Origin of the sequence: Streptomyces sp. NRRL F-4489 (genome assembly GCF_001509485.1) — a bacterium.
Classification (GTDB): Bacteria; Actinomycetota; Actinomycetes; order Streptomycetales; family Streptomycetaceae; genus Streptomyces.
On the sequence record NZ_LLZI01000156.1, the window covers coordinates 1 to 1559 of the forward strand.

The 1559-nt window shown below is 78.8% G+C and carries 1 protein-coding gene and 1 pseudogene; one reads left to right on the top strand and one right to left on the bottom strand.

All coding sequences use genetic code 11. The annotated features are described in order from the left end of the window. Window positions 1-269 (bottom strand): annotated as a pseudogene (locus tag ADL22_RS36160) (hypothetical protein); the annotation flags it as partial. A gap of 7 nt (window positions 270-276) precedes the next feature. Between ADL22_RS36160 and ADL22_RS34735 the strand changes: the two are divergent. Further along, the coding region (locus tag ADL22_RS34735; RefSeq protein WP_267890166.1) for a hypothetical protein at window positions 277-1559 on the top strand (1283 nt) is incomplete at its 3' end.

Sequence of the window (1559 nt, forward strand, 5' to 3'; positions counted from 1 at the left end):
CCCCAGCACACCCCGGACAGCACGCCCCAGCACACCCCGAGCCAGAACCACACCGACCAGGTCAGCACCCAGCCGGCCCCGGACCACTCCGCGCCGTCCCCGCACAACTCCCCCACCCCCGACGCCCCGTCCCACACCGACCAGGGCTCGTCCCCCCAGCCGCCCCCGCACCAGGCGCCGTCCCACGACACCGGCTCCAGCAGCGGAAACGGCACCGGGAACGGCGACTCCTCCGGCTCCACCGGTACGGGCGGCGGCCGCCCCTCCATGCCGCATGTGAGCGTGCCGTCCCAGGGCGCGCCCGTTCAGCACTCCGCCGGCCAGCCGTCCGCCCAGCACCGTGACCCCGCGGCGGGCGACCCGATGCCGCACGTCGGCGACGACCACGACACCACCGTCCGGACCCAGTCCGCCGACACCCTGACGGCGCCCCCGCCCACCCAGCACAGCGCCACCGACTCGTCCTCCGGCGGCGCCAACTCCCCGTCGGCCGCCGGTACTTCGCAGCACTCCCCGCAGGGCTCGCCCGCCGTCGGCAGCCCCATGGCGGGCATGCCCACCGCCGCGCCCACCGGGCACGCCGGCGGCGCCCCGGCAGCGGGCGGCGCCCCCAGCGCCTCGTCCGCCCGCCCCACGGCCGACGCCTCCGGCCCGGGCTCCAACCGCCGCCCTGACGGTTCCCAGATAGTCCGCGACGTCACCCAGCAGCGGACGCCGGACCGCCCGGCGTACAACCCGCGCCTGGACGGCCCGCGCCCCAACGCCCCGGCCCCGGGCCCCAACCTCCGCCCCGACGGCACCCAGGCCGTCCACGACGTCACCGACCGCCGCCGCCCCGAGCCCACCACCACCCCGAACCCGAACACCGGCACGGGGGCAGGCACCGGTACGGGCTCGGGCTCCCACCAGCCGCACCCGGACACCACCCACCCGAACGCCACCCACCCGGACACCCCGCGCCCGGAGGGCACCCAGCCGCGCCCGGAGTCCCCGCGCCCTGACCAGTCCCACCCCACCGGCTCCGACACCACCCACCCGGACGGCACCCAGCGACGCCCCGAGGCCACGCACCCCGAGTCCCCGCACCCGGACGGTCAGCACCCGGCCCGCCCCGAGCAGTCCAACCCGTCCCACCCGGACCAGCAGCACCAGCAGTCGCCGCAGCAGCACCCCGAGCGCCCGGACGCCACCCGCCCGGACGCCGGCCACCCGCGCCCGGCCCAGGACCACCAGCCGGACCCCACCCACGCCAACCAGCCCCCGCACCCGGACGCGAACCACCCCACCACCCCGCACACCGACCACCCGGACGCCACCACCCACCCCAAGGACGACCGCCCCCAGGCGGACCGTCCCCAGGGCGACCACCCGGACCAGCGGCGGCCGCAGGGTGACCAGCACCGTCCCGACGGGTCCGAGCCGCGCCCCGACACCCAGCACCCGGATTCCTCGCGTCCCGCGCCCGACCGCCCCGGCTCCGCGCACCCGGGCACCACCCCGACCCCCCACCACCCGCACCAGCCCGGCCCGCAGCAGCACCCCCAGCAGCCGCACCAGCC